General features: G+C 73.8%; 23 protein-coding genes. 13 read left to right on the top strand and 10 right to left on the bottom strand.

Going from position 1 to position 22,930, the window contains the following annotated elements:
• The first annotated feature begins 43 nt into the window (after window positions 1-43).
• A complete protein-coding gene (locus H505_RS42490) occupies window positions 44-1,123 on the top strand; it encodes an RDD family protein (RefSeq protein WP_064743659.1) in 1,080 nt (359 codons plus the stop codon).
• 145 nt (window positions 1,124-1,268) lie between these two features.
• Window positions 1,269-2,699 carry a cellulase family glycosylhydrolase gene (locus tag H505_RS0117410; RefSeq protein WP_034518370.1) on the top strand — a complete coding sequence of 477 codons (1,431 nt, stop codon included), beginning with the start codon at window positions 1,269-1,271 and terminating at the stop codon, window positions 2,697-2,699.
• On the opposite strand, the gene H505_RS0117405 is transcribed toward H505_RS0117410, so the two are convergent.
• From H505_RS0117405 to H505_RS0117390, 4 genes are all read right to left on the bottom strand, one after another.
• Window positions 2,689-4,065, bottom strand: a complete 1,377-nt coding sequence (locus H505_RS0117405; protein ID WP_026403021.1) for an FAD-binding oxidoreductase — start codon at window positions 4,063-4,065, stop codon at window positions 2,689-2,691. The two genes, H505_RS0117410 and H505_RS0117405, sit on opposite strands and share 11 nt — an antisense overlap.
• Window positions 4,066-4,120: 55 nt before the next feature.
• Complete coding sequence (locus H505_RS0117400) at window positions 4,121-5,494, bottom strand: FAD-binding oxidoreductase (RefSeq protein ID WP_034518367.1); 1,374 nt, start codon at window positions 5,492-5,494, stop codon at window positions 4,121-4,123.
• Window positions 5,495-5,699: 205 nt separating this feature from the next.
• Entirely contained in the window at window positions 5,700-6,596 is an 897-nt protein-coding gene (locus H505_RS47760; RefSeq protein ID WP_051300808.1) for a hypothetical protein, read from the bottom strand.
• Window positions 6,597-6,776: 180 nt separating this feature from the next.
• Window positions 6,777-7,187, bottom strand: a complete 411-nt coding sequence (locus H505_RS0117390) for a nuclear transport factor 2 family protein (protein WP_026403019.1) — start codon at window positions 7,185-7,187, stop codon at window positions 6,777-6,779.
• Window positions 7,188-7,259: 72 nt separating this feature from the next.
• On the opposite strand from H505_RS0117390, the gene H505_RS0117385 reads away from it, so the two are divergent.
• Window positions 7,260-7,790 (top strand): TetR/AcrR family transcriptional regulator, encoded by a 531-nt coding sequence (locus H505_RS0117385; protein ID WP_026403018.1) that lies wholly within the window; start codon window positions 7,260-7,262, stop codon window positions 7,788-7,790.
• Here H505_RS0117385 and H505_RS42480 read toward each other — a convergent pair.
• From H505_RS42480 to H505_RS42475, 3 genes are all read right to left on the bottom strand, one after another.
• Window positions 7,777-8,640 (bottom strand): VanW family protein, encoded by an 864-nt coding sequence (locus tag H505_RS42480; RefSeq protein ID WP_157433029.1) that lies wholly within the window; start codon window positions 8,638-8,640, stop codon window positions 7,777-7,779. The genes H505_RS0117385 and H505_RS42480 overlap by 14 nt on opposite strands.
• Window positions 8,641-8,809: 169 nt before the next feature.
• Complete coding sequence (locus H505_RS0117375; protein ID WP_026403017.1) at window positions 8,810-9,031, bottom strand: DUF6158 family protein; 222 nt, start codon at window positions 9,029-9,031, stop codon at window positions 8,810-8,812.
• A gap of 77 nt (window positions 9,032-9,108) precedes the next feature.
• A complete protein-coding gene (locus tag H505_RS42475) occupies window positions 9,109-10,563 on the bottom strand; it encodes a bifunctional phosphatase PAP2/diacylglycerol kinase family protein (RefSeq protein WP_245592550.1) in 1,455 nt (484 codons plus the stop codon).
• A gap of 242 nt (window positions 10,564-10,805) precedes the next feature.
• On the opposite strand from H505_RS42475, the gene H505_RS0117365 reads away from it, so the two are divergent.
• The 4 genes from H505_RS0117365 to H505_RS0117350 all read left to right on the top strand — a co-directional run bounded on the left by H505_RS0117365 (window position 10,806) and on the right by H505_RS0117350 (window position 14,186).
• Window positions 10,806-11,777: an ABC transporter permease gene (locus H505_RS0117365; protein ID WP_026403016.1), complete on the top strand. Its 972-nt coding sequence runs from the start codon at window positions 10,806-10,808 to the stop codon at window positions 11,775-11,777.
• Window positions 11,770-12,561, top strand: coding sequence for an ABC transporter ATP-binding protein (locus tag H505_RS0117360; RefSeq protein ID WP_026403015.1), 792 nt, complete (start codon window positions 11,770-11,772; stop codon window positions 12,559-12,561). Before H505_RS0117365 ends, H505_RS0117360 begins: the two co-directional genes overlap by 8 nt.
• A gap of 94 nt (window positions 12,562-12,655) precedes the next feature.
• On the top strand, window positions 12,656-13,177 hold the full coding sequence (locus H505_RS0117355; protein ID WP_026403014.1) for a YbhB/YbcL family Raf kinase inhibitor-like protein: 522 nt from the start codon (window positions 12,656-12,658) through the stop codon (window positions 13,175-13,177).
• Between the two features lie 235 nt (window positions 13,178-13,412).
• Window positions 13,413-14,186, top strand: coding sequence for a helix-turn-helix transcriptional regulator (locus H505_RS0117350; RefSeq protein WP_026403013.1), 774 nt, complete (start codon window positions 13,413-13,415; stop codon window positions 14,184-14,186).
• Between the two features lie 87 nt (window positions 14,187-14,273).
• Here H505_RS0117350 and H505_RS0117345 read toward each other — a convergent pair whose 3' ends face one another.
• A complete protein-coding gene (locus H505_RS0117345; protein ID WP_034518417.1) occupies window positions 14,274-15,560 on the bottom strand; it encodes a KamA family radical SAM protein in 1,287 nt (428 codons plus the stop codon).
• A gap of 371 nt (window positions 15,561-15,931) precedes the next feature.
• Between H505_RS0117345 and H505_RS42470 the strand changes: the two genes are divergently transcribed.
• The 6 genes from H505_RS42470 (at window position 15,932) to argS (ending at window position 21,788) form a co-directional block, all read left to right on the top strand.
• Window positions 15,932-16,801 carry a DUF998 domain-containing protein gene (locus H505_RS42470; RefSeq protein WP_245592549.1) on the top strand — a complete coding sequence of 290 codons (870 nt, stop codon included), beginning with the start codon at window positions 15,932-15,934 and terminating at the stop codon, window positions 16,799-16,801.
• Window positions 16,798-17,676 carry an alpha/beta fold hydrolase gene (locus H505_RS42465; protein ID WP_051300805.1) on the top strand — a complete coding sequence of 293 codons (879 nt, stop codon included), beginning with the start codon at window positions 16,798-16,800 and terminating at the stop codon, window positions 17,674-17,676. The genes H505_RS42470 and H505_RS42465 overlap by 4 nt, the downstream gene beginning before the upstream one ends.
• Window positions 17,673-18,047: a hypothetical protein gene (locus H505_RS0117330; RefSeq protein WP_051300804.1), complete on the top strand. Its 375-nt coding sequence runs from the start codon at window positions 17,673-17,675 to the stop codon at window positions 18,045-18,047. The genes H505_RS42465 and H505_RS0117330 overlap by 4 nt, the downstream gene beginning before the upstream one ends.
• An 88-nt stretch (window positions 18,048-18,135) precedes the next feature.
• The gene (locus H505_RS0117325) at window positions 18,136-18,543 is read left to right on the top strand and encodes a hypothetical protein (RefSeq protein WP_084550427.1); all 408 of its coding nucleotides are present in this window, start codon (window positions 18,136-18,138) and stop codon (window positions 18,541-18,543) included.
• A gap of 173 nt (window positions 18,544-18,716) precedes the next feature.
• Window positions 18,717-19,949, top strand: coding sequence for a phosphate acyltransferase PlsX (plsX, locus tag H505_RS42460; protein WP_084550386.1), 1,233 nt, complete (start codon window positions 18,717-18,719; stop codon window positions 19,947-19,949).
• 93 nt (window positions 19,950-20,042) lie between these two features.
• Entirely contained in the window at window positions 20,043-21,788 is a 1,746-nt protein-coding gene (argS, locus tag H505_RS0117315) for an arginine--tRNA ligase (RefSeq protein ID WP_026403009.1), read from the top strand.
• Window positions 21,789-21,798: 10 nt separating this feature from the next.
• Here argS and H505_RS0117310 read toward each other — a convergent pair whose 3' ends face one another.
• Both H505_RS0117310 and H505_RS0117305 read right to left on the bottom strand, forming a co-directional pair.
• The gene (locus H505_RS0117310; RefSeq protein WP_026403008.1) at window positions 21,799-22,686 is read right to left on the bottom strand and encodes an LLM class flavin-dependent oxidoreductase; all 888 of its coding nucleotides are present in this window, start codon (window positions 22,684-22,686) and stop codon (window positions 21,799-21,801) included.
• Window positions 22,683-22,928 (bottom strand): DUF2630 family protein, encoded by a 246-nt coding sequence (locus tag H505_RS0117305; RefSeq protein WP_026403007.1) that lies wholly within the window; start codon window positions 22,926-22,928, stop codon window positions 22,683-22,685. The genes H505_RS0117310 and H505_RS0117305 overlap by 4 nt, the downstream gene beginning before the upstream one ends.
• Between the last annotated feature and the right edge of the window lie 2 nt (window positions 22,929-22,930).

Genomic DNA, 22,930 nt, shown 5'->3' with positions numbered 1-22,930 from the left:
ACCGGCAAAATAGACCAGACCCCCTGCATTGGAGGATCGGCACATGGGCCAACTCGTCACCGGCGAGGCCGTCGCGCTCGACATCCGGGTGGCGCGGCTGGCCAGCCGCGGCTGCGCCCTGCTGATCGACCTGGTGCTGCAGGCCGCGCTCCTCTACGGCGCCTTCATGGTCATCGGCATGGTGTCGCTGTTCGCGGACGACGAGGCGTGGATCGTCGGGCTGTCGCTGCTGTCCACCGTGCTGGTGTTCGTCGGTTACCCGTGCGCGATGGAGACGATGACGCGCGGGCGCACGCTCGGCAAGATGGTGCTGAAGCTGCGGGTCGTCGGCGACGACGGCGGCCCGGTCCGGTTCCGGCAGGCGCTCGTCCGGGCGCTCGCGGGGTTCGTGGAGTTCCGGATGCTGTTCGGCTCGCCCGCGCTCATCGCCTCGCTGTGCAACCGGCGGGGCAAGCGGCTCGGCGACATGTTCGCGGGCACGGTCGTCATCCAGGAGCGCTCCGGGTCCGGCCTGTACCGGCCGGTCGCGATCATGCCCGCGCACCTGGTCCCGTGGGCGGGCACGCTGGAGCTGTCGATGCTCTCCGACGAGCTGGCGATGACCGCGCGGCAGTACCTGTCGCGCTTCTGGGAGCTGCGGACGGACGTCCGCGACTCGCTCGGCGACCGGATCGCGGGCGAGGTCGCGGCGGTGGTCAGCCCGCCCCCGCCGCCGGGCGTCCGGCCGGAGATCATGCTGTCGGCGGTCCTGGCGGAGCGGCGGCACCGCGAGCAGGTGCGGCTGGCCGAGCGCCGCGCGCGCCGCCTGCGCCGGCTGGGGCTGCCGGTCCCGGAGCAGGTGGCGCACCCGGCGGCGGTGATGGCGATGGCGGGGCCGCCGCCGGGGCCGGGCGCGGGCCCGCAGGGGCCGCCCGCGCCGCCGCCGTTCGGCGCGCCGCAGCCGGGCCGCCCGGCGTTCCTGCCGCCGCCGAACTACGGTGCGGGCCCGTACGAGGGCTACCTGGCCGCCCCGCCCGGGCCGCCGAACCCGCCGCCCGGCGCGCCGCACCCGCCGTCCGGCCCGTACGGGCCGCCGCACCGGCCGAACCCGCCGCACCCGCCGCACCCGCCGCAGCAGGGCTGACGTCCGGACGCCGCCGAGCTGGGCCGCCGCGGGCCGTTCGGCACAATCCGCCCGTTCCGCGCGCGGCCCTTCGTGCATTTCTCCCACTTCCGCCGCTCGGGCGCGCCTCCTAATATCCGAACAAATTTCATGTTCTGGAGGTGGCATGCGCGCCCGAAACGCTCTCGGCCGGATCACCCTGACGGCCGCCCTGGCGGGGGCGCTCGCCGCCGGGGCCGCCGCCGCCCTCCCCGCGCGGCCCGCGCACGCGGCGCCCGAGCCGCTGCGCACGATCGTCGACGACCGGGGCCGGACGCTCATCCTGCACGGGCTCAACACCGCGAGCAGCGCGAAGGGCCCGAGCGGCCTGCCCTGGATCGACCGCGAGGACGTCGTGCGCGAGGCCCGCGAGCTGGGCACGAACTCCGTCCGGTACCTGATCCAGTGGAAGAACATCGAGCCCGAGCCCGGCCGGTACGACGACGCGTATCTGGACGACGTCGCCGAACACGTCGCGTGGTACCGCGAGCAGGGCATGCACGTGATCCTGGACATGCACCAGGACATCTACGGCCCGGCCGCGTGCGAGGGTTCCGGGAACGGCGCGCCCGCCTGGGCCACCCACACCGACGGCCTGCCCTGCACCCCGCAGACGCCCTGGGTCCTGACGTACGTGCAGCCCGCGGTCATCCGCGCCTACGACCACTTCTGGAACAACTCGGGCGAGCATCCCGAACTCAAGCAGCGGTTCACCGCCATGTGGCGGCACGTCGCCGAGCGCTTCGCGAACGACCCGGCCGTCCTCGGCTACGACCTCTACAACGAGCCGTTCGGCGGCACCAGCCAGTTCGGCTTCTTCGAGGGGCCCGTCCTCACGCCGTTCTACCAGGGCATCGTGGACGCGGTCCGCGAGGTCGACCGGGACGGCTGGATCTTCGTCGAGCCGCAGGCCCTCGGCCCGAACGAGGGCGCCGAGACGTCCCTCGGGGCGATCCGGGACCCGCGGCCCGGCGAGCCCCGCCTCGTCTTCGCCCCGCACTTCTACCCCGGCGGCGTGGACATCGGCGGCTCCTACGACGGGTTCACCGAACTCCTGGTCAAGGCCCAGTTCTTCCTGTGGAAGCGCAACATGCCCGCCGCCGCGCGGCGGCTCGGCATGCCGATGTGGCTCGGCGAGGTCGGCGGCATGCCCGCGGGCGCCCCGGGCGCCGACCGGTTCACCGGGGAGTGGCTGCGGATGGCGGACGACCTGGGCATCGGCTGGGCGTACTGGTCCAACGACCCGGGCGAAGGCGGCGTGGTCGACGGCGACGGCGACCCCACGCTGTTCGCCGAGCTCCTCGCCCGCCCCTACCCGCGCGCCGTCGCGGGCACCCCGACCGAGATCTCCTACGACGGGACGGCGCTCAAGGTCGGGTGGCGCGCGCGCAGCGGCGCGTCCGGTCCGACCGAGATCTGGTTCCCGGCCGACTCGCCCAAGGTGACGTCCACCGACCCCGACGGCACCTGGAAGCACCGGTGGGACGCTGAACGGAACGTCCTGTCGGTGTGGGCGGACCCGGGCAGCCCCACCCACACCGTGACGGTCACGCCGTGAGCGCGGGCCGGATGTTCTGGTTGTTGTGGAAGACGTTGTCGGGGTCGTACCGGCGCTTCACTTCCGCGAGCCGCCGGAGGTTGCCCTCCCCCAGCCCCTCCCGGACGCGGTCGGTCCCCTCGTCCCCGATGAAGTTCAGGTAGACGGCCCCGGTCGACCACGGGCCCATGGCGTCGCGCAGGCCGTGCGCCCACGCGACGGCGCGCGCGTCGTCCGCCGGGTCCTCCCACAGGCCGAACGGGTGCACGACCCAGGGGTCGTGCCGCCAGGGGATCGGGTACTCCGGTCCCCTGGCGACGGCGCCGCCCTCCGGGAAGAGGACCTGCTGCGACGGCGACGGGATCACCATCTCCTCCGACATGGCGCAGAAGCGCGCCACGGCGTCGTCCGGGAACTCGCGCAGATGCTCCGCCGACCAGTGGTTCCGGTAGCCGGGCGGGTCGTCGAGCATGCACTGCAGGTCCGCGTACGGCATCTCCATCCGGAGGCCGCCCGCGTGCCCCAGCCGCGTCATCGGCCCGATCACCCCGTTGGCCCGCGACCCCGTGCCCGTGAACGTGATCAGGAACGCGAACGCGCGGCGCCCGGCCAGGCCGTCCGGGACGAAGTCCTCCGGCGGCGCGGTCAGGTACAGGGCTCCGCCGCCCACGTCGTCCGGGGCGGAGCCGATGAAGTCGCGGTAGGCGGTCAGGATCTCCGGGCCCGCCTCGGCCGGCCACAGCAGCATCGCGACGGAGACGGCCGGGAGCGGGTGGAGCCGGAGCGTGAACGAGGTGGCGACGCCGAAGTTGCCGCCGCCGCCGTGCAGCGCCCAGAACAGCTCCGGGTTCTCCTCCTCGCTCGCCCGGACGTGCGAGCCGTCCGCCGTCACCAGCTCCACCGACAGCAGGTTGTCGCAGGCCAGCCCGAACTTGCGCTCCAGCCAGCCCGATCCGCCGCCGAGGACGAATCCGCCGACGCCGGTCGTGGACACGCGCCCGCCGGTGGTGGCGAGGCTGTACTCCCCGGCGGCCCGGTCGAGGTCGCGCATCGTCGCGCCCCCGCCGACGCGGGCCGTCCGGGCCCGCGGGTCGACCGTCACGGAGTCCAGCAGCCGCAGGTCGACCACCAGGCCGCCGTCGGCCAGCGCCTTGCCCGCGACGCCGTGCCCGCCGCCGCGGACCGAGACCTCCAGCCCGCGCTCGCGCGCGAACCCGATCGCCCGCGCCACGTCGTCGGTGTTGGCGCACTGCGCGATCACCGCCGGGCGCCGGTCGATCATCGCGTTGAAGATCGTCCGGGCCTCGTCGTAGCCGGGGTCGTCCGGCAGGATCACCCGGCCCGCGAACCCCGTGCGCAGGTCGGCTTCCCTCTGGTGGGTGGTCAATGCTCCTCCCCCCTCGTGCGTCGGCCCGCCCGCCGATGACCCGGCGGGTCGCGGGTCAGGCCGCCGCCGGAGCGATGTTCTGGTTGTGCCGGAACACGTTGTCCGGGTCGTACCGCCGCTTCACGTCCGCGAGGCGCCGCATGTTCGCGTCGCCCCAGCCCTCGCGGACGCGCTCGGCGCCCTCGTCCCCGATGAAGTTCAGGTAGAGCGAGCCCGTCGACCACCGCTTCATGGACGCGCGCACGTCCCGGACCCACGCCTTGGCGCGGGCGTCGTCGGCGGGGTCGTCCCACAGGGCCAGCGGGTGGACGACCCACGGGTCGCGCCGCCACGGGACCGGGTACTCCGCCGGGCCCCGCGCGACGGCGCCGCCCAGCGGCAGCAGCGTGTGCCGGGACGCCGACGGGACGATCATGTCCTCGGCCAGCGCGCAGTACCGCGCCACCGCCTCGTCCGGCAGTTCGCCGACGTGCTGCGCGGTCCAGTAGTTCCGCATCCCCGGCTCGTCGTCGTCCATGCACTGGACCGCCGTGTACGGCATCTCCGCGACGAGCCCGCCCGCGGGCCCGAGCCGCGTCATCGGCGCGAACGCCGCCCGCGCCTCCGGCTCGGTCGCCAGGCAGGTGACGACGATGCCGAGCGCGAGCCGCCCGGCCAGGTCGTCGGGGACGAAGTCGGCGGGCGGGGCGAGCATGTACTCCGAGCCGCCGCCGACCTCGTCCGGCGCCGCCTCCATGAAGTCGCGGAAGGCCGGGACGACGTCCGGGCCCGCCTCCGGCGGGAACAGCAGCATCGCGATCGACAGCGTGGTCACCGGGTGCAGCCGGAGCGTGAACGAGGTGACCGCGCCGAAGTTCCCGCCGCCGCCGTGCAGCGCCCAGAACAGCTCGGGGTTCTCCTCCTCGCTCGCCCGGACGTGCGAGCCGTCCGCCGTCACCAGCTCGGCGGAGACCAGGTTGTCGCAGGTCAGCCCGTACTTGCGTTCCAGCCAGCCCGATCCGCCGCCGAGCACGAGCCCGCCGACGCCGGTCGTGGACACGCGCCCGCCCACGGTCGCCAGCCCGTACTCGGCCGTCGCGCCGTCGAGGTCGGCCATGACGGCGCCGCCGCCGACGCGGGCCGTCCGCTCGTCCGGGTCGACGGTGACCGAGTTCAGCAGCCGCAGGTCGACCACCAGGCCGCCGTCCACCAGCGCTTTCCCGGCGACGCCGTGCCCGCCGCCGCGGACCGACACCTCCAGCCCGCGCTCGCGCGCGAACCCGATCGCCCGCGCCACGTCGTCGGTGTTGGCGCACCGCGCGATCACCGCCGGGCGCCGGTCGATCATCGCGTTGAAGATCGTCCGGGCCTCGTCGTAGCCGGGGTCGCGGGGAGTGAGCACCTCGCCCGCGAACTCCGTCCGCAGGCCCGGATCGATATGAGTGGTCATGTTCGTCCCTCTCGTCCAGGTTCCGCCGTGGGAGCGAGGGGTTCGGGACGTTCGCGCGCGCGGACATCTCCGCCGCCCTGCCGTGTCGTCACTCAACCCTCATTGTGCGCTCCCGCCCCAGGGATGAGAAGAACCTGCGGCTCCTCGATAACCGAGAAGCCGCAGGTGAAAGGGCATAGGCGGCGGACGGCCGCCGGGGCGGTGGCTAGCTGCCGAGGCCCCGGATCCGCTCGTTGAGGGTCGGCCGAAGCTTCTTGACGCACATGACCGGCAGGAGCGCCTTCTCCTTGTCCTCGGCTTCGAGGTGGTGGGTCGTCCCGGACGGGCACTCCGCCTTGGCCCGGGTGCGGCCGAGGACCTTGGCGACGGCGGAGTTCGACTCGCAGGCCGCCGTCTTCAGCCCGCCGACCGAGTAGGACGGGTCGGTGATGCACTCGCCGACGGACACGATCTGCCCCTCGCCGCCCAGGCACAGGACGGGCCGGGGCGTCTCGCCGCCGCCGAACGACCGGAGCTCCATGATCTCCAGCGCCGTCGACGGGCACTCCGCCTTGTCGTTCACGCGCGCGACGACCTTCGCGTACGACTCCTTGTCCGTGCAGGCCACCTCGCTGCCGAACGCGATCGACGACTTCACGCAGTCGCCCACGCTGAACATCGCGCCGCCCGCCCCCGGGTCGCCCGGGTGGGGGCCGTCGACGTTGCGCACGCAGACCTGGGTCGCGCTCGCGGCCTTCTCGTCGGCCCGGACGGCCGCGACGCCGTCGGCGCCGTCCGGGCAGTCGGGCGACGACGACGAGAAGCCGGTGCTCGGCCCGACGACCTTGACGATCTTGCCCTTGGCCGTCGCGTCCCCGCAGTCGACCCGCTCGGCCGCCGGCACCCGCTGCATGGAGCTCTTGCCCTGCTGGAGGTCGAACCGGACGCCGACGCACTCGTCGGCCTTCACCGGCCCGTCCGGTTCCGCCGACGCGCTCAGCAGGACGGACCCGACGATGGCGCCGAGCACGAGCACCGCCGCGACGCCCGCGACCACGAACACCCACGCCGAGGTCTTGGCGCGCGCCTGCGGCGGCGGCCCGGGGTACGGCCCGCCCGGCATTCCGGGCGGGCCGGGAGGACCACCGGGAGGGCCGGGCGGGCCGCCGGGCGCTCCGGGCTGCCCCGGCGGCTGAGGCGGCGTCCCCGACCCGTACATGGCGTCCTCCACAAGCTGTGATCACGAAGGTCTGGAACATATCGCACCCGACCGACAGGGCACGGGAGCAGCGGCCCCGCCCCGTCAGGACGCCAGGCGGCGGTCCGCGGCGGCGATGGGGACGTCGTTGATGCTCGCCTCGCGGCGGCGCATCAGGCCGTCGTCGGCGAACTCCCACTGCTCGTTGCCGTGGCTGCGCCACCAGCGGCCGTCCGCGTCGTGCCACTCGTACTCGAACCGCACGGAGATGCGGTTCCCGGTGTAGGACCACAGCTCCTTGCGGAGGCGGTAGTCGAGTTCGCGGGCCCACTTGCGGCGGAGGAAGTCCTTGATGGCGTCGCGGCCGGTGAAGAACTCGTCGCGGTTCCGCCAGACGGAGTCCTCGGTGTAGGCGAGCGCGACGCGTTCGGGGTCGCGGGTGTTCCAGGCGTCCTCGGCGGCCCGCACCTTGGCGCGGGCGGTCTCCTCCGTGAACGGCGGCAGCGGTGGGCGCATCGGGTTCCTCCCTAGAGAACGTGCGTTCTCCGCGTAGGCTAGAGAACGTACGTTCTCGACGCAAGGAGGGGCATGGAGCGGCAGGAGGCCGAGACCCGGCTGCTGGACGCCGCGGAGTCGCTGTTCTACCGCCGGGGCGTCCAGGCCGTCGGCATGGACGACCTCCGCGCCGCGTCGGGCGTCTCGCTCAAGCGGCTGTACGGCACGTTCCCCTCCAAGGAGGCGCTGGTGACGGCGTACCTGGAGCGGCGGGACCTGCGCTGGACCGCGGACCTGGAGCGCTACGTCGCCGCCCGGGACGGCTCGGTCGGCGCGGTGTTCGACTGGCTGGGCGAATGGTTCGCGAGCGACGACTTCCACGGGTGCGCGTTCATCAACGCCTACGGGGAGCTTGGCGACGGGTCCGCGCCCGTGGCCGCGGCCGCGCGCGCACACAAGGAGCGGCTGCGGCGGTTCCTGCACGGGCTCGTGCACGACGACGAACTGGCCGCGCAACTCGGGATGCTCGTGGACGGCGCGATCGTGGCGGCCGCGATGACCGGCGATCCGGGCGCGGCGGCCACCGCGCGGGCGGCGGCGGAGGCGCTCGTCAGACGCAGGTGACCTTGGGCTGCGGCTGGTACTCGGTGTGGTACCGCTCGCGCTTGACCTTGCGGCCGTCCTCCAGCAGGACGCGCCACACGTCGATCTCGAACCCCCTGCGGCCGGTCGTGGGGACGCAGCGGCTGCCGTGCCCGACGGTCGTCCAGTACGGCGTGTAGTCGTACCGTTCGGACGTCTCCGACCGGACCTCGTACCGCCGCTCGCCCCACAGGCTCACCGTCAGGGACGAGTCGGTGTACTGGACGTCGATGCGGACGGGGACGTCGGTGTCGTTGCGCCAGCGGAAGTCGAGATCGGGGTAGGCGACGGCGGCCTCGCGCCCGTCCGGGTACTCGGGCATCCACATGGTGTGCGCGCGCGCCTTCCGGATGTCGAGCCCGGCGCGGAAGACGGCGTTGTAGAGCGTCGAACTGACCTGGCAGATGCCGCCTCCGACGTCGTTCACGAGGCGGGAGCCCATGATGACGGGCGCGGGCACGTAGCCGCGGTCGCTGGTGCGGGGCCCCACGACGTCGTTGAAGGAGAACGTCGCGCCGGGCCGCACGACCGCGCCGTCCAGCCGCCGGGCCGCGATCTCGATGTTGCGGACGCGCGGCTCGCCCCGCTCGAACCGGGTCGTGAACGTGCTCATCGGCCGCTCGGCCGGGGCGGCCCGCCGCACGGCGGCCGGATCGGCCGCGGGCACCGCGTCGGCGGCCGGCCCGTGCGGCGCCCACAGGTACGTCGCCACGAGGAAGCCGTTGGCGACGAGCGCGCCGGCGACGAACGGCCACCAGCGGCGCACGTGGTCGCGCAGCGCCCGCTGGTCCGCGCGGTATCGGCGGTAATGACGGCGCCGGGTCCGTCCCACAGCTCACACCCCCCGCGGATCCCCGGTCGGGACCCCGGGACGGGAGCCTGCCTCAGGTGAGTCGGACGAACCGGCGTTCTTTACCGTCTATTCGAGAAGTCTCTGCGGAAAACGAACGCGCGGGACGAGCGCGATGGTGCGCGAATCGACTTGCGCGCCGGGGCGGGGGTCAGCGCGCGCGGGCGCCCTCGCGGAGGCGGTTGGGGTCGACCTCCCGGGCCGGACGGCGGCGCAGGTACTCGCCCTCAAGCTCGTTCGTCCGCCGGGTGTGCTCCTCGAACGCCTGGTCGGACGCGTGGCGCAGCGTCTCGAACCGGGTCTGGTACAGGTGCCCGAGCTCGCGGAACAGATCGTCGTCGGGGAGCTCCCGCGGGTCGACGCCCATCGTCATCGCGTGTACCTCCTTGTCGCGGTGTTCCCGTCCCCTACCCGGGCTTCCCCGCCCATTCGGGCCTTTCGCCCGCACGGTCAGCCGGGGCAGAAGACCGCGAGCGCCCGCGCGTGCTTGCCGAACCGCACGGTCCCCGCCATCGTCGACACCTCGCCGTCCCGGGCCAGCCGCAGCCCGCCCGCGGGCGACCACAGCTCCAGCCCCCCGGCCCGCCACGCCCGGTACCCGGGCATCAGCGGCAGGTGCCCGGCCAGGACGGCCGCGACGGCGCGGGCGCGCGGCACCCGGCGGCCCGTCGCCACCATCCGGACGTCCAGCAGGCCGTCGTCGAGCCGCCGCCGCCACGACGGGGCCGCGCCCGGCGAGCCGTAGACGCAGTTCCCCACGAACGCGAGCCAGACCCGCCGCCGGTGCCCGTCGACGTCCAGCTCGACCGGCTGGGAGTGCCGCAGCGTCCGGACGGCGGCGACGGCGAGCGCCGGCCACTTGCCGAGCCGCCGTTCGAGCCGCTCCCGGCGGTCCACGATCTCGGTGTAGGCGCCGAAGCTCGCGGTGTTGAGGAACAGCTGCTCCTCCTCCGGGCCCCGCACGGACCCGACGTCCACCCGCCCCACCCGTCCCTTCCGGTAGGCGGCGACGGCGTCGGCGGGGCTCTCGATCCCGTACGCGCGGGCGAAGTGGTCGAACGTGCCGCCCGGCACGACGAGCAGGGGGACGTCCCGCGCGAGCGCCGCCCGCGCCGCCGCGTTGACCGTCCCGTCCCCGCCCACGACCGCGAGGACCTCGGCGCGCGCCGCGGCCTCCCCGAACGCCTTGTCGACGTCGTCGTCCGCACCGAGCCGGACGATCTCCGCCGCGGGCAGCTCGCGCTCCAGCAGGTCCGCCGCCGCGTCGGCCGGGCCCGGCAGGATCCCCGGCGGCCCGGCGCCCGACGCCGCGTTGACGACCGCGACGACCCCGCGCCCGTCGGCGTCGACGCGCACGTCCTCGACGCCGCCCGGGCCGACGCGGGCCGCCGGGGGCCGCGGCGGCCACACCAGGCGCGTCCCGACCGCCGCGAGCGCGCCGATCCCGAGGCCCGCGAGCACGTCGCCCGGGTAGTGGGCGCCGGTGTAGACGCGGGCGAACGCGACGGCGGCGGCCGCCGCCGCGACGGGCGCGGCCACGGCCGCGGGCGCCTCCAGCGCCACCCCGGTCGCGAACGCGGCGGCCGACGCGGAGTGCCCGGACGGGAACGCGTGCGACGTCGGCAGCTTCCAGCGGATCCGGATCGGCGGCACCAGGTCCACGACGGGCCGCTTCCGGCGGAACGCGTGCTTGCCGATGACGTTCACCACCGGGCTCGCCACCGCGATCCCGACGGCCCCGCGCAGCGCCGCGCGCCGCAGCCCCGGCCGTCCGGTGAGGCCGAGCACGCCGGCGGTCGTGAACCAGAGCACACCGTGGTCGGCGGACCGGGACAGCCGCGGCAGCACGTACTCCAGGCCCGGCAGGTGCGCGGCGGCGACGCGGTCGAACGCCCAGCGGTCCACCCGCCCCAGCCGGCGCAGGACCCACGGCCAGCGGTGACGGCGGGGTCTATGCTCGACCGCGGACACGGGCCGGGACGCGGTGTGCGCGGCTCCGGACGGGCCGGAGGGAGCCCTCGAGTGGTTGACGCGCATGCTCCGGGTATCCCCAGAGGCGCCGACATGATTCCGGGAAGATCTCAAATCGGGGGTCACATGCGGGCGAACGTCACTCGGACAACATCGACTGCAATAAGCTTCCCGGCATGAGTCACCCGGAACGGCTCGGTTCCCCGGGTGGCGAGTCGGTCGGCACGATCGCGGAGCCTCCTCACGTGAACGAGAAGCTGTCCGACTACGCCGCACGGCATGGGCTGAGGCAGAGCGCGGCACGCCCGCCGCTGCGCAAGTACATCCGAGACGTGTGGGCCAGGCGCAACTTCATCTGGGCCTTCGCCTCGGCGAAGAACATCTCGATGTACAGCGACTCGCGCCTCGGCCAGGTGTGGCAGGTGCTGACGCCGCTGCTGAACGCGGCCGTCTACTACCTGATCTTCGGCCTGCTGCTGAAACTCAGCCGCGGCATCCCCGACTTCATCCCGTTCCTGGTGACCGGCGTCTTCCTGTTCGGCTTCACCCAGCGGTCGGTCACCGCCGGGTCCAAGTCGGTCGGCGACAACCTGTCGCTGATCCGGGCGCTGCACTTCCCCAGGGCGACGCTGCCGCTCGCGATCGCGGTCGTCGAACTGCAGCAGCTGCTGCTGTCGCTGATCGTCCTGTTCGCGATCATCCTGGCGTTCGGCGAGCCGTTCACCCTCTACATGCTGCTGTTCATCCCGATCCTGATGCTCCAGCTGATGTTCAACGTGGGCATCAGCATGGTGATGGCGCGGCTCGGGGCGTTCAACCGCGACATCACGCAGCTGCTCCCGTTCGTCATGCGCACCTGGCTGTACGCCTCCGGCGTCATCTTCAGCCTGCCGCAGCTCATGAACAGCAGCAGCCTGCTGAAGGACCACCCCTGGCTGACCGAGGTGCTGGAGGCGAACCCCGCGTACGTGTTCCTCGAACTCGCCAGGCACTCCCTGCTCGGCGAGTACCGGAACTACGTGGAGACGAGCCTGGGCATGACGTCCATGAGCCAGCTGTGGCTGTACGCCGTCGGCTGGGGCGTGGCCATGCTGATCGGCGGGTTCTACTTCTTCTACCGTGCCGAGGAGCGTTACGGCCGTGGCTGACACCAAGGTCCGCGGACAGGTCGCGATCGACCCCGCCCGGGAGCCGATCGTCGTCGTGGACGACCTGCACATCGTCTACCGGGTGTTCGGCGCGGGCGGCAAGGGCAACGCCGCGAGCGCCTTCTCCCGGGTGATCCGCCGCCGCAACCGGCCGACGATGACCGAGGTCCACGCGATCAAGGGGTTGTCGTTCATCGCCTACCGGGGCGAGGCCGTCGGGATCATCGGCACCAACGGCTCCGGCAAGTCGACGCTGCTGAAGGCCATCGCGGGCCTGCTGCCGCCGCACCGCGGCGGCGTCTACACCGACGGGCAGCCGTCCCTGCTCGGCGTCAACGCCGCGCTGATGAAGGACCTCACCGGCGAGCGCAACATCGTCCTCGGCTGCCTCGCGATGGGGATGTCCCCGGCGGAGACCAAGGCGAAGTACCAGGAGATCGTGAACTTCGCCGGTCTCAAGGAGGGGTTCATCCAGTACCCGATGCGGACGTACTCGTCCGGCATGGGCGCCCGCCTCCGGTTCGCGATCGCCGCGGCCAAGACGCACGACGTGCTGCTGATCGACGAGGCCCTCGCGACCGGCGACGGCAAGTTCCGGGCCAAGAGCAAGCGCCGCATCGAGGAGCTCCGCAAGGAGGCCGGCGCGGTGTTCCTGGTCGCGCACCAGCTCGACGTGGTGCGCGAGACCTGCGACCGGGTCCTGTGGATCGACGACGGCAAGATGCACATGGACGGCCCGCCGGACGAGGTCATCCGCGCCTACACCGAAGCCACCGGCAAGTAGCGGGCGGCGGGCGAGCGGCGGGACGGCGGACCGGAGCGGCCCCCGGCTGGTAGAGATGGACCGACACGAAGATCCGTCTCACGAGGAGGTCGCGATGGCCGCCAAGCCGCCGCTTCCGCACGAGTTCCTGCCGCAGGTCCCGTCGTTCACCGTCACCAGCGACGACGTCGCCGACGGCGAGCGGCTCGCGGACGCGCACGTGTTCGACGACTGGGGGTTCTCCGGCGGGAACAAGTCCCCGCACCTGCGCTGGTCGGGCTTCCCCGCGGAGACGAAGAGCTTCGCGGTGACGTGCTTCGACCCGGACGCGCCCACCGGCAGCGGGTTCTGGCACTGGTCGCTGTTCGACGTCCCGGCCGCGGTCGTCGAGCTGCAGACCGGCGCCGGGACGGAGGACGCCAAGGTCGGCGTGCACGCCCGCAACGACTACGGCGTGAAGGCGTTCGGCGGCGCCGCCCCGCCGCCCGGCGACCCGCACCGCTACGTCTTCACCGTGCACGCCCTGGACGTCGAGTCCCTCGGCCTCGGCTCCGACACCTCCCCGGCGGTCGTGGGCTTCAACATCACCGCGCACACGCTGGCCCGCGCCGTGATCGTCCCCGAGTACGGAAGCTGACGCGCCGCCCGCGCCGGCCCGGGGCGCCGCGCCCCCCGGGCCGCCCGGACGGCCGTCCGGGGCCCGTTTCTGCGGGCGTTTCGGCGGGTGTTTCGGCGGGTGTTCCGGCGACAGCGCCCCTGACCCGCGGTGGGCGTCTTCTCGACCCGACATCCATCCTGCGGAAAGATCCGCTGACGCCGGCCTCGCGGCGCGAGATGCTGGTGCCTCGCCATGACTGCGAGAGGACGGGGTCGTGCCAGTCTGGAGTCGGGATCCGGAGGAGCGCGAGGAGTACGGGTACGGGCTCGGCGAACCCGCCGGGGTGCTCGTGCTGAAGTACCGCTCCTCCGGCGGGATCGGATTCGGGGAGAGCCGGCAGGACTTCCTGCACCAGCTGTACTGGTCGCCGGACGGCCCGCTCGCGACGTCCCAGGGGTTCATCACCGCGCCCCGCGAGGCGTACTGGGTGCGGCGGGCGGTCAGCCACGAGGTGCGGGCGGGCGACCGGCAGACGGTCTACCGCATGTGCCTGCGGGAGGTGCCCCCGACGCTGGCCGGGCTGCGCGCCGGGCCGGTGCCGATCGACGGGGAGGCGGCGCGGCTGATCGAGCTGATCGCCCGCCGGGACTGCGACGAGACGGCCGCGCTCGCCGCGCGCCGCCGCATCACCGCCGGGCTCGGCGCCCCGCCGGGGCGGGGGCCGTCCGGGACGGGCGCCGCGCTGACCGTGGCGCGGGCGCTGGCCCGCGACCCCGCCGACCCGACGCACCTGGACGAGTGGGCCGCGCGGCTGCGCGTGAGCGTGAAGACGCTGCAGCGCGACTTCGTCCGCGAGTTCGGGATGCCGTACACGCAGTGGCGCACGAAGCTGCGGGTGCGCGCCGCGCGGGTGCTGCTGTGCTTCACCCCGGTGACGCAGGTCGCGCCGCTCGTCGGGTACGCGAGCCCGTCGGCGTTCATCACCGCTTTCACGAAGGAGTACGGCTACACGCCGGGACGCACCGCTCCGCGCGCGCGCCGGACGTGACGGCGCCGGACGTGACGGCGCCGAACTCGACGACGCACCGTGGCGTGTTCGTCCGCGCGGCTGCGGGACGAACACGCCACGCCCGGATCACCCCTGGAAGGGGAAGCGGTCCGCGAACGCCGGCTTGAGGTCGTCCAGCCAGACCGCCTTCGGGTCGTACTTGGCGAAGAACGGCTTGCCGACCAGCTCGGAGTTCCGCGCCTGGATGAAGTGCAGCGCGAACACCTTCTCCCCGAACAGCTCCAGGACGCCGTCCACGCAGACCTTGCCCGGCGTCGCGGACATGGACGGGCCCCGGACCGTGCGGGCGAGCCCCGACACGTTGCTGTAGGCGTCCCGGAAGATGTCGTAGGCGTCGGCCAGGGGCACCGCGAAGTAGTCCTGCGGGCCCGTGTCACGCTCCACGAACATGTAGTACGGGATGAGGCCCATGCGCGTCTGCGTGCGCCACATCGCCTCCCAGGTCCGCGCGTCGTCGTTGATCGTGCGGATCAGCGGGGCCTGGGTGCGGATGACGGCGCCGGTGTCGCGGATGCGGCGGCACGCCTCGGCGACCATGAGCGGCTCGAGCTCGCGCGGGTGCGAGAAGTGCGCCATGAACGCGAGGTTCTTGCCCGACTCCACGACCTGCTCGAACAGGCGGAGCATGGCGTCGGCGTCCGGGTCGGTGACGAACTTCTGCGGCCAGTACGCGAGCGACTTGGTGCCGATGCGGATCGACTCGAGCTGCTCCAGGTCGAGCAGCGGCTCCAGGTAGCGGCGCAGGACCGGCTCGCCCATGATCATGGCGTCGCCGCCGGTGAACAGGACGCTCGTGACCTCGGGGTGCGCGATCAGGTAGTCGCGGAGCTGCGCGGGTTCGTCGCCCGCCATCTTGAGGTCGGCCTCGCCGACGAACTGGGCCCACCGGAAGCAGTACGTGCAGTACGCGTGACACGTCTGCCCCTGCTTGGGGAAGTACAGGACGGTCTCGTCGTACTTGTGCTGCATCCCGGGGACCTTGCCGTCACCGAAGCTCGGGATGTTGAGCTCCATCTGACCGGCCGGGTGCGGGTTCAGTTTCATCCGCACCGCGTGCGCGGCGGCCTCCACCTCCGCCTTGGGCGCCTCCCGGGCGAGCAGGTCCGACAGGTGCGCGACGTCCTCGGCCGGCAGCATGTCCTCCTGCGGGAAGACGAGCCGGTAGATCGGGTCGTCGGGCGCCGCCGTCCAGTCGATCAGCTCCTCGACGACGTACGCGTTCGTCCGGAACGGCAGGACGGTCGCGACCGCCCGGGTCGCGAGCCGCTGCGCCGGCGAGAGCCCGGCGCGAGCGGTCAGCTCGTCGAGGTGCTTCGCCGTGAAGGCGCGGAACTTGCGACCGGTGGATCGCATGGCGGGGGCCGCGTCGTTCACCAGTGTCACGCGTTGGTACTCCTTGCTGTCGGCGGGCACGGCGCACCGGTGGGGCGCGCCGTCACGGACTGTGAGCACAGGGCCGGCAAGTCCCCCCTATTGAACAGTCCTGGGGTGGTTCCTGCCGAATTGATACCCCATACACGGTACGGGGCAAGCCTGGTCAGTCAGGATCCCGACAAATCACCCGGTAATGATCGTGGACCGGAGGCCCCTTGTAAACGACTACGGGACGTCAGCGTGCACGGTGCGGGACGGCCGCCGCGGCGCCCGCGAAACGCGGCGCAGGTCACACCACCCCCGATGTTCGGAAATACTGGCCTGACCCGTGCGGTGCTAGGGGGTGTGCGGTGGACTCGGCGGACGTCGGGCGAACGGTCGGCGCGGCCGTCCCCGCGAGCGGTGCGCAACGGCGGGACGGCGGCGCCGGACGGCGGCCCGCGCGCCGGCGGCGCGGCGGGCGCGGGCGCCCGGCGCGCGACGCCGCGGGCGGGCCCGGAGCGGCACCCCGGTACATGGCCGTCCTGGCCTGCACGGCGGCGGTCTGCTACGCGTCGTTCCTGCTGGAGCACGCGCTCGGCTCCCGGCTCGACCCCGTCGACGGGTACGTCAGCGAGCTGTCGGCGGCCGACCAGCCGTTCCGGTACGTGTACGGCGGCGGCGACCTGCTCACCGGACTGCTGACGCTCGCGATCGTCGCGGGGGCGCTGCGGCGGCTGCGGCGGCGGCCGCTGGCGACGGCCGGCTGGTCGTTCCTCGGCCTGTTCGGCCTCTGCGCCATCGGGGACGCCGTCTTCCCGCTCGACTGCGCGCCGAGCCTCCAGACGTCGTGCGCGCTGCGCGAACGGTCGTCGCACGTCTCGTTCTCGCACGCGTTCCACTCGGTCACCAGCAGCGCCGTGATCGTCTGCGGGGTCGCCGCGCTGCTGCTGCTGTCGCTGGCCGCCCGCCGGTACGGGTGGTGGCCGCCGCTGGCCCGCTGGGGCTGGCTGCTCGCGCTGACGGAGTCGGTGTTCGCCCTCGTCACGCTCGCGGCGATGTACCACGGGCAGTGGCTCGGCCTCGTGCAACGCTTCCAGATCGGGATCCTCTGCCTCGGCCTGCTGACGATCGCGTGGGCCCTCCACGCCGACCGCGCGCGCGCCGCACGCGCCCCGGCGAACGCCGGCACGGTGCCGGACGGCCCGGCGCGGAACGTCCCCCGGGAGGGTTCGGCATGAGCGAGATCGTGAACGCGGGGCGGGAGCAGGTGCACGTCGTCCGCTCCGGCCCGGCGGACGGGCCGCCGGTGCTGCTCGACTCGGGCCTCGGCGGCGCGTGGTTCGACTGGGACCCCGTGGTCGCGCTGCTCCGCGACGCGTACCGGGTGACCGTGTTCGACCGCCCCGGCCTCGGCGCGAGCCCCGCCGCGGCGGCCCCGCCGTCGCTGCGCCGGGACGTCGCCCTCGTCGCGGCGCTCGCGGAGCGGGGCGCCGGACGCCCGGTCACGATCGTCGCGCACTCGATGGCGGCGTTCCACGCGGAGGCGCTGGCGCGCGTCCGTCCCGACCTGGTCCGGGCGCTGGTGCTCGTCGACCCGAGCCACGAGCACGGCGCGCGCGCGTGCGTGCGGCTCTCGCCCGTCCTGACGCCCGCCTTCGCGGCCGCCGGGGCGCTGCTGGAGCTGTCCGGCGCGGCCGGGGCCGCGGGCCCGCGGGGACGGCGCGCGGTGCTGCGGCACACCAGCCGCGCGGGCGACCCGGCCCCGGCCGCGGCCGTCCGGTCGGTGTACGGGCGCGGGACGGTCCTCGGCACCGTCCTCGCGGAGAACCTCGCCTACCGGGAGATGGCCGCCGATCTCGTCGCGCTGCGCGCGCGCCGGCCGTTCCCGCCCGTCCCGCTGCTGGTGCTGACGGCCCTGGGCGACGTCCGGCGCGAGGCGTGCAAGCGCTCGTGGTCGGAGGGGCACGCGGTTCTGGCCGCGATGTCGCCGCGCGGCAGGCAGGTGAAGCTCCCGGAGGCGCGCCACATGATCCACCTGGACCGTCCGGACGCCGTCGCCGAAGCGGTCGGGGCGGCGCTCGCCCCCCGGGCCGCGGCCGGGGAGCCCGCGTGACGCGGGCGGGACCCCGGCGCGCCGGGCGCGCCGCCGCGGCGGTGCTGCTGGTCGCCGCGCTCTCCGGGTGCGACGCGATGCAGCGGATCTCCGAGGGCGCGTACCGGAACGCCGTCAGCGACGGGACGGCCGGTGAACTGCGGGCGCGCGGCGTCGAGCTGGAGCGCCGCCCCGACTGCGAGCTGCCGGAGACGGGCGCGGACGCGCTCGTCCGGGTCCACTGCACGGCGCGGACGCGGACGGGCGAACCCGTCACCGTGCGGGGAGTGGCGCGGGACGCCGACACACCGGATCCGCGCGAGCTGTACGTCGTGACCGTCGGCGAGCGTGAGGTCTTCCGCACGGACTGCCTCGGCCCCGACTGCGGTTAGCGGCGGCCAAGGATCCGCATACGGCGAGGAAAAACCGACCACTCACCGCATACGGCACCGCACGCAGGGCGATATCGGCTCCGTGGAGATGACTCGGAAGAAGGCCGCGCTCCTCGGGGCGGGCATGGCGGCCCTCCTGGTGGTCGGCGGGGTCGCGGCCGCCGCGATCGTGCTGCTGACCGGAGGCAAGGAGCTGCCCTACAAGACGCAGGCGCAGATGCGCGACGCGATGCCGGCCATGGCGGCCGCCGAACTGGAGCGGCGCGGCGTGACCTTGGCGGGGCCGCTCACCTGCGACGGCGTGCCGGGCTGGACGGAGCAGCGGCTGCGCGTGTCCTGCACGGGGACCACCGCCGACAAGAAGCCGGTCGAGGTCCTCGGCAGCGGGCAGATGGAGACACAGGACTCCTTCTACACGATCCTCGTGGACGGACGGCCGCTCGTGGAGAACGCCGCGTGCATCGGCGACGGCTGCCGGGAGGGCGAATCGGGCTGACCGGAAAGGGTCCGCGGCGGGCCGCCGGCCCCGAGTGAAGATGGCCACTCCGGGCGCCGGTCGGCGAGATGGGTGAATCGACGGCCTACCATGCGATGAACTGCATCATTGAGCTGCATCATCGCAGAGCACCGCATTCCGCGCCGGTGCTCTCTCACCCGTCTGGAGCGACCATGCCCGGCAGCACGTCCGGCAGGGGGGAACCGTCGCGCCCGGCGCCGGCCCGCCGCGCGGGGACGGTCCGGACGGTCCGCCCGCTGCCGATCGCCGTCGACACGATGGGCGGCGACCACGCCCCCGCGGAGATCATCGCGGGCGCGGTCGACGCGGTGCGCGAGCACGGCGTCCGGCTCGTCCTGGTGGGCCAGGCACCGCGGATCCGCCGCGAGCTGGACCGGTACGGGATCATCGGCGAGATCCCCATCGTGCACGCCGACGAGGCCCTCGACATGGGCGAGGGCGCGCTCGCGAGCTGGCGCAAGCCCCGCTCGTCCATCGCCATCGCCTGCCACCTGATCAAGCAGGGACGGGCGTCCGCGCTGGTGTCGGCGGGCGGCACCGCGGGGGTGGTGGCGACGTCCCGGCTGCGGCTGAAGGGGCAGCAGGGCGTGATGCGGCCCGCGATCGCGGTGACGCTGCCCACCCGGCCGACTCCGACGATCCTGCTGGACGCCGGCGCGACCGCCGACGTGAAACCCGAGGGCCTCGTGCAGTTCGCGGCGCTCGGCACCGCGTACGCGCAGGTGCTGCTCGGCACCGACCGCCCCCGGGTCGGGCTCCTCACCATCGGGGAGGAGCCGGGGAAGGGCAACAAGCTCGCCAAACGCGCGCACGAGCTGCTCGCGAGCGGCAACCACGGGATCGAGTTCGCCGGGAACGTGGAGGGCCACGACCTGCTGCGCGGCGGCGTCGACGTCATCGTCACCGACGGGTTCACCGGCAACATCGCGCTGAAGACGATGGAGGGCACGATCCGGACGGCGTTCGCGGAGATCCGCGGCGCGATGACGGCCAGCGCCGCCGCCCGGATGGGCGCGCTGCTGCAGCGCCGCCGGATGCAGGGCCTGCGCGACCGGCTCGACCCCGACACCTACGGCGGCGGCGTCCTGCTCGGCCTGAACGGGACGGTCGTGATCGCGCACGGCGCGTCCCGGGCCCGCGCGATCACGTCGGCGTGCGAGCTGGCGCACCGGCTCGCCGCGGGCCGCATCGTGGAGCGGATCCGCGAGCAGGTGTCGCTCACCCGCACCCACCGGTTCGGCCGGTGGTCGCACGGCACCGGGGACGACCGGAACGCCGAGCGGCCGGACGGGGCGCCGCCGGACCCGGCCGACATCCCGCCGGAGCCCCGCCCCGCCGAGGACACCGCGCCGGACCCGATCGAACCGCCCGGCGGAAGGCCGTAGGCCGGACCGCGGGAGGCCGCCGCCGGGCGGTGGCGGGAACCGTGCCGTGAAAACCATGACGAGGCCACGGCACCGCGCCGATAACCTTGGTGCATGCCCGATCCGCAACTCGTACTCGCCGCCCGTGTCCAGGCCGCGCTCGCCGCCGCCTTCGGACCGTCCCACGCGGACGACGACCCGGTCATCCGGCCGTCGCAGTTCGCCGACCTTCAGGCCAACGTGGCGCTGCCGCTGGCCAAGAAGCTGGGCCGCAAGCCGCGAGACGTGGCGAACGAGATCGTGGCGAACCTCGACGTCGCCGGCGTCGTGTCGAAGGTCGAGGTCAGCGGGCCCGGGTTCGTCAACCTGACGCTCGCCGACGACTGGATCGCCGCCGAGGCCCAGCGCGCCCTGGAGGACCCGCGGCTCGCCGTCCCCGAAGCCGAGCGGCCGCAGAAGGTCGTCGTCGAGTACTCCTCGCCGAACGTGGCGAAGGAGATGCACGTCGGCCACCTGCGGACCACGATCGTCGGCGACGCCATCGCCCGGATCCTCGAGTTCCTCGGCCACGACGTCGTCCGCGACAACCACGTCGGCGACTGGGGCACCCCGTTCGGGATGCTGATCGAGCACCTGCTCGACCTCGGCGAGGACGCCGCCGCGCGGGACGACGCGTCCGTCCGGGACCTCACGGCGTTCTACCAGGCGGCGCGGCGGAAGTTCGACGGCGACCCGGCGTTCGCCGACCGGTCCCGCAACCGGGTGGTCGCGCTCCAGGCGGGCGACCCGGAGACCCTGCGGCTGTGGCAGCTCCTCGTGGACGTGTCCAAGCGGTACTTCAACGCCGTCTACACCAGGCTCGGCGTCACCCTCACCGACGACGACATCAAGGGCGAGAGCTTCTACAACGACCTGCTCGCCCCGACCGTCGCCGAACTCGAGGAGAAGGGCATCGCGGTCGTCAGCGACGGCGCGCTGTGCGCGTTCCCGCCCGGGTTCACCGGCCGCGAGGGCGAGCCCCTCCCGGTGATCATCCGCAAGAGCGACGGCGGCTACAACTACTCGACGACCGACCTCGCGACCGTCCGGTACCGGGTCGACACCGAGCACGTCGACCGGATGATCTACGTGGTGGGCACCCCGCAGGCGCTGCACTTCCAGATGATGTTCGCCGTCGCGCGGATGGCCGGCTGGCTCGGCGACGACGTCGCGGCCGAGCACGCGCAGATCGGCAACGTCCTCGGCACCGACGGCAAGATCCTGAAGACCCGGGCGGGCGGCACCGTCAAGCTCGCCGAGCTGCTCGACGAGGCCGTCGAGCGGGCCGGGGCCGCGTTCGACCAGATCGAGCACGTCGAGGAGTTCGACGACGCGACCCGCGCGCGGATCGTCGAGGCCGTCGGCATGGGCGCGGTCAAGTACGCCGACCTGTCGGTCGCGCGCGACAGCGAGTACGTCTTCGACTTCGACCGGATGATCTCGTTCAACGGGAAGACCGGCCCGTACCTGCAGTACGCCGCCGCCCGGATCCGGTCGATCTTCCGCAAGGGCGGCGTCGCGCCGGAGGACGCGCGCGGCCCGGTCGTCCTCGGGCACCCCGCCGAGCGGGCGCTCGCGCTGACGCTGCTCGGCTTCGGCGCCGCGCTGGAGCAGGCGGGCGCCACCGCCGAGCCGCACAAGCTCGCGACGTACGTGTACTCGGTCGCCGACGCCTACACGACGTTCTACGAGAACTGCCCGGTGCTGAAGGCGCCGGACGAGGCGACGAAGGCGTCCCGTCTCGCCCTGTGCGCCGCGACGCTCCGCACGCTCGAGACCGGCCTGCACCTCCTCGGCGTCCCGACCCCGGAGCGCATGTAGCCCGGGGCGGTCAGCCGGCGGCCGGTGCGGCCGAGCGCTCCCGCGCGGCCTGCTCCCGGACGGACGGGACGATCTCGAGCGCGAACAGCGCGAGATGCTCCGGGGCGCCCGCGAACAGGAACGTGTCGACGCCGTGGCCCACGGCCAGTTCGGTGAGCTCGTGGACCCACTGGCGGGGCGGGCCGTGCAGGAACCCCCGCGACTCGCGGGCGATCGAGCCCTCGAGGACGTACCCGCGCCGGACGTCGGCCGGGTCGCGCCCGGCCCGGGCGGCGGCGTCGTCGATGCGGCGCCGCGCGTCCGCGAGGCGCTTCGGCGGGACGCGCCCGGAGCGGGCGAGCCAGCCGTCGGCGACGCGGCCGGTCAGGTCGAGGCCGCGGGGCCCGTCCGTGCCGAGCCAGACGGGGATGTGCCGCCGGGGCGCCGGGCCGGCCTGGGGCGCCGCGAACCGGTAGTGCGCGCCGCCGAAGGCGAGGCCGCCCTGGCCGCTCCACTGCAGGCGGACGACCTGGACGGCCTCCTCCAGCGCGCCCGCGGCGGACGCGCCGTACCGGAACGGGCCGCCGAACGCCTCGGCGCCGGCCGCGGACGCACCCGCGCCGAGACCGAGTTCGGCGCGTCCGCCGCTGAACCGGTCCATGGTCGCGATCGCCTTGGCGAGGACGGCGGGCGGGCGCAGCGGCAGGCACGCCACGGCGGGCAGCACCCGGATCCGCGAGGTGACGGCCAGCGCGGACGCCAGCACGGTGAGCGCGTCGGCGGTGCCGCGCCGGTACGGCTCGTCGCGGATCCCGAGCAGGTCGAGGCCGAACCGGTCGGCGTCCTGCGCGGTGCGGATCAGCGGGTCGGCGCAGTCCGGGACGAGCGACAGCCCGAACCGCAGCGGGCGCCGCGTCACTGCAGGTAGCCTTCGACCTCGTCCGGCGGTCGCACGCCGGCGTCGTCCGGGTTCTCGCCCGCGTCGATCCGGGCGCGGCGGCGGCGGAGCAGGTCCCAGCACTGGTCGAGCGCGACCTCCAGGTCCCGCAGCCGGCGCTGCTCCTCCGCGCGGCTCAGGTCGCCGCGCCGGAGGCGTTCGCGCAGATCCTGCTCCTCGCCCACGAACTCGCCGATGCGGGCGAGGATGTCCTCTTCCCTCATCG

The sequence above is a fragment of the Actinomadura rifamycini DSM 43936 genome, assembly GCF_000425065.1.
Classification (GTDB): Bacteria; Actinomycetota; Actinomycetes; order Streptosporangiales; family Streptosporangiaceae; genus Spirillospora; species Spirillospora rifamycini.
The sequence above is the reverse complement of the archived record's forward strand: the minus strand, read 5'-3'. Positions and strand labels throughout refer to the sequence as shown.

Coding starts and splice junctions, on each gene's coding strand:
- H505_RS42490 (WP_064743659.1), top strand. CDS start 44: ATGGGCCAACTCGTCACCGGCGAGGCCGTCGCGCTCGACATCCGGGTG.
- H505_RS0117410 (WP_034518370.1), top strand. CDS start 1,269: ATGCGCGCCCGAAACGCTCTCGGCCGGATCACCCTGACGGCCGCCCTG.
- H505_RS0117400 (WP_034518367.1), bottom strand. CDS start 5,494: ATGACCACTCATATCGATCCGGGCCTGCGGACGGAGTTCGCGGGCGAG.
- H505_RS47760 (WP_051300808.1), bottom strand. CDS start 6,596: ATGCCGGGCGGGCCGTACCCCGGGCCGCCGCCGCAGGCGCGCGCCAAG.
- H505_RS0117390 (WP_026403019.1), bottom strand. CDS start 7,187: ATGCGCCCACCGCTGCCGCCGTTCACGGAGGAGACCGCCCGCGCCAAG.
- H505_RS0117385 (WP_026403018.1), top strand. CDS start 7,260: ATGGAGCGGCAGGAGGCCGAGACCCGGCTGCTGGACGCCGCGGAGTCG.
- H505_RS0117375 (WP_026403017.1), bottom strand. CDS start 9,031: ATGACGATGGGCGTCGACCCGCGGGAGCTCCCCGACGACGATCTGTTC.
- H505_RS0117365 (WP_026403016.1), top strand. CDS start 10,806: ATGAGTCACCCGGAACGGCTCGGTTCCCCGGGTGGCGAGTCGGTCGGC.
- H505_RS0117355 (WP_026403014.1), top strand. CDS start 12,656: ATGGCCGCCAAGCCGCCGCTTCCGCACGAGTTCCTGCCGCAGGTCCCG.
- H505_RS0117345 (WP_034518417.1), bottom strand. CDS start 15,560: ATGCGATCCACCGGTCGCAAGTTCCGCGCCTTCACGGCGAAGCACCTC.
- H505_RS42465 (WP_051300805.1), top strand. CDS start 16,798: ATGAGCGAGATCGTGAACGCGGGGCGGGAGCAGGTGCACGTCGTCCGC.
- H505_RS0117325 (WP_084550427.1), top strand. CDS start 18,136: ATGACTCGGAAGAAGGCCGCGCTCCTCGGGGCGGGCATGGCGGCCCTC.
- plsX (WP_084550386.1), top strand. CDS start 18,717: ATGCCCGGCAGCACGTCCGGCAGGGGGGAACCGTCGCGCCCGGCGCCG.
- argS (WP_026403009.1), top strand. CDS start 20,043: ATGCCCGATCCGCAACTCGTACTCGCCGCCCGTGTCCAGGCCGCGCTC.
- H505_RS0117305 (WP_026403007.1), bottom strand. CDS start 22,928: ATGAGGGAAGAGGACATCCTCGCCCGCATCGGCGAGTTCGTGGGCGAG.